At 39.7% G+C, this 3,795-nt stretch carries 4 protein-coding genes; all 4 read left to right on the forward strand.

The window, feature by feature from the left end:
* Positions 1–342 (forward strand): nuclease-related domain-containing protein (locus A3761_RS14655; RefSeq protein WP_231881227.1); only part of this gene is annotated, 342 nt, incomplete at its 5' end.
* A gap of 45 nt (positions 343–387) precedes the next feature.
* Positions 388–990 (forward strand): hypothetical protein, encoded by a 603-nt coding sequence (locus tag A3761_RS14660; RefSeq protein WP_068513210.1) that lies wholly within the window; start codon positions 388–390, stop codon positions 988–990.
* Positions 981–1,166, forward strand: coding sequence for a hypothetical protein (locus A3761_RS14665; RefSeq protein ID WP_068513214.1), 186 nt, complete (start codon positions 981–983; stop codon positions 1,164–1,166). The genes A3761_RS14660 and A3761_RS14665 overlap by 10 nt, the downstream gene beginning before the upstream one ends.
* A gap of 132 nt (positions 1,167–1,298) precedes the next feature.
* On the forward strand, positions 1,299–3,795 hold a 2,497-nt coding region (gene recQ, locus A3761_RS14670), incomplete at its 3' end, for a DNA helicase RecQ (protein ID WP_068750407.1).

Below are 3,795 nucleotides of genomic sequence, written 5' to 3' on the forward strand. Positions count from 1 at the left end.
ACGGCTCAATTTATGGAACAGAAGGTGATAGATTGGCATGTACAAAAGGTAGGTCGAGGCGGTACGCCTTATTCTAAAACGATGCGTAACCCAATCGCACAAGTTAAGAAGCTCGTTTGGTTACTTTCTGATGATTTGAAGAAAAAGAACGGCCGAGCGTGGGTTCAAGGTGTGGTTGTATTCTCGAACCAAGATTCTTCTGTACGAGTTAGACATTCAGGGAATGTGCCAGTGCTTAATTTAAGCGAGTTAAATAGGTATATCCTGTCTTACCAAGCTAAATCACGGATTGTGAACCACTGCAGTGTTGAAAGCACACTAAAGGATTTAAAAGCCGCCTAGATGAAAGTAAGTTCATCGGTTCAAAAATTATATGGAGATTAAAAAATGATTGATGTTGTTCGAATAATGTTGGTATTTCTACCAATTGCGATATTAATAGGACTTGTGCCCTTTTTATTCCTAAAGATCGCAAAGAATGCAAGTACTGATAGGTATGACTCGTCTGGCCTAAGCAAAGAAATTGCTAAGTCAGCGGTCTCGCGCAGATTTTCTTGTAAGGATGAACCTTTACTGTATAAATGTTTTGGGCATCCGAATAGAACATTAGCTTTACGTTATGGGATATTAAATCAGTCTAAATTAAGTGGAGAGGTCCGTGAAAACGATACGATTCGTCTTCTAAAAATGGGATATGTTGATGGGTTTGAGGGTAGAGGGCATTATTGGGCTGAACTTGTCGACTTTAATAATGCAAAAGTTAGGGTCGTTATCGAAGACGGTGCAGACTTTGTAAATACTTTCTATCCCGCCAGTGATCGAGAGTGGTTTGAAAAGTATAAGGCTTTGGAGCAGATTCTAAAGAATGCAGAGGCTTTCACACTGAAGGAGTTAGCAAAGTATCATTTAGACCTAGTCGTTGTTCCTCGGCTGCTTAACAATAAAAAGGAAATAATTGATAGTCAGAAAGAGGTGTCAAAATGCAATTAGCAGAACTGATCACCGATATTCTTGTGATACTTTTTACCTCTAGTATTACCGCGCTGGTAGTTAGAAATTATTACATTAAAACGATATCCGAAGGCGAGGAAGCTTATCGAGAACTTTATGAATATGCTCAGCATATGGAATCTCAGATTAACTGTCCGTCTAATGTCCCTAACTGACATAGCTCTTAACTCGTAAGATTATCTCAAGCGTTACGACATACGCGATACAACCTACTTGGCTTGTAAGGTATTTGAAAACTATGGCGGTAGGTTAGAGCTTCATTACTATAAAGAACACGGTTATTTAACATGGATATCAAGACAACTAGCACGCACGAAACCTTAAAGAAGTATTTCGGATACGATTCTTTTCGCTTAAATCAAGAAGACGTCATAAATCGTACGCTCAACCATGAATCTAGTTTAGTAATTATGCCAACGGGTGGCGGTAAGTCTATTTGTTATCAGCTGCCGGCCATACTTTTAGAAGGTTTAACAATAGTCATATCTCCACTTATTGCACTTATGCAAGACCAAGTCTCTTCTCTAAAGGAGAATGGAATTAAAGCAGAAGCTTTGAATAGTTCATGTAGCGAGGCTGATATCCAAATTATTCAAGAGCGTGTAGCTTACGGTGATATCAAATTACTATATGTGTCACCAGAAAAGGCACTTACCTGGGGATTTATGCAATGGATTCAATCTATCAAGGTCGATCAGATTGCGATAGACGAGGCGCATTGTGTCTCGGTGTGGGGAAATGACTTTAGACCTGAGTACACGCAACTTAGCCAATTAATAAGATTATTCCCAAATATTCCTGTTGTGGCTTTAACTGCGACAGCTGATGCGGCCACGCAAAAAGATATTAAAATCCAGCTTGGCATTTACGAAGCAAAAACATTCTTATCTAGTTTTGAACGTAAGAACATAGAAATTGATGTGTTGCCTGCGAAAAAGCGTATAGAGACAATTAAGAAGTTTGTGAAAGCACGAGAGGGGAAAGCGGGTATTGTTTACTGTCTTAGCAAAAAGAACACTGAACAAGTCGCGGCGAAGTTGCAACAAGAAGGGATTGCTGCTGCTTATTACCACGGGGGAATGGGAAGCGGAGAAAGAGCTCGCGTTCAAGATCAGTTTATTAAGGATGAGATACAGATTATTTGCGCGACGATAGCATTTGGTATGGGTATCGACAAACCGAATATTCGTTGGGTTATTCATCACAATCTGCCAAAGAATATTGAAAGCTACTATCAAGAGATTGGTAGAGCTGGCCGCGATGGTGAAGCTGCAGAAGCTCTATTGTTCGCAGGGTATAATGATATGACAACACTCAATAAGTTTGTTGATGATATACCCAATCAGTCACATCGAAACGTTCAACGTTCAAAACTAGATCGCATGTGGGAATTCACGCAGACCTCTAGCTGCCGCACAAACTTTGTTCTTAATTACTTTGGTGAATATAAAGAGGCACATTGTGGCCATTGTGATCACTGCTTAAACCCTCCAACAACTTTCGATGGGTCTTTGATTGCACAAAAAGCAATTTCTGCGTGCCTTAGACTAAATCGTCTAGGAAAGTCAGTTGGGGCTAATATGCTTGTTGATGTTTTGCGTGGATCGAAGCGTCGTGAGCTTGTTGAAGAAGGATTTAATCAAATTAAGACATATGGCGCTGGCGCTGACTTGTCTTGGAAAGATTGGATTCAATATATCACCCAGTTGATAGATCGAGGATACCTCGGTATTGATTTCTCTAATAGAAATGTACTGCAGCTCACAAGCCTGTCTAATGATGTCTTGAAGGGGGAAACTAAAGTATTACTGTCTAGGCTCGCTGATCCAAAGGCGAAGAAAGTAGTAGAGCAAGTTGCTATGGATGCAGACTTATCTAAAGAGCAAATCACTTTGCTCGAGAAACTCAAAGAGCTACGCAACAAGATTGCAAAGGAGGCTGATTTACCTGCTTACACGATTTTCAACAATGCGTCTTTGAAAGACATGGCTATTAATATGCCTTCCTCGAAGGACGATTTTAGTAGTATAAGCGGCGTCGGAGAGAGCAAATTAGAAAAATATAGTGATGTATTCGTGAAGATGATTGCTGAATATATTTCGGCTAATGGAATTACTAAGCCTCAGAAACTTTCGAAAGTTGTGAAAAACGCTCCAAAGAAAAAGTTAAAGAAAAAACTAGATAAGAAATTTGTTGATAGAGATCTTTCTGAACACGAGATGGTTTTACTAGAAGAGTTAAAGGGCTTGAGGTATAAAATCTCTACTGAGATGTCTCTCCCTGCTTTTACCGTGTTTTCGAATGCAGACTTGCAGCAGATCGTTTTGCAATTGCCAAAAACATCAGCTGACCTGATAAATATCAAAGGTATTGGGCAGCTTAAAGTTGATAAATTTGCTGATAGTTTTTTGCCTGTCGTGATCAAGTTCGAAACTGAAGGGAAGGAATTTGCACCCGAATACACGCGAATACATACCACAAAACAAAATAATTCTAGTGAGTTTACTGTCCCTAGTTTGACCGCTACTAATATTGAGACCTTAGATCTATACAAACAAGGCAAAACGATCACAGAAATTGCTGAAGCGCGTGAACTAAATGTGTCAACGATCAAAAGTCATCTTTTTCGCTTAGCTCTTCATGGCGAAGATGTAGAGTTATCCAGCCTCACTTCAGAAGATCAGAAAGAAAGGGTTCTAACAGTATGGAATGAGCTTGGTAGGCCAGATGGTTTGAAAGAGATATACGAAGGCTGCGAGCAGCAAATTGATTACCCTGAAATTA

Source organism: Oleiphilus sp. HI0123 (assembly GCF_001635315.1).

Bases quoted from the DNA above. Each gene is read 5' to 3' on its own strand.
- A3761_RS14660 (WP_068513210.1), top strand. From the start codon at position 388: ATGATTGATGTTGTTCGAATAATGTTGGTATTTCTACCAATTGCGATA.
- A3761_RS14665 (WP_068513214.1), top strand. From the start codon at position 981: ATGCAATTAGCAGAACTGATCACCGATATTCTTGTGATACTTTTTACC.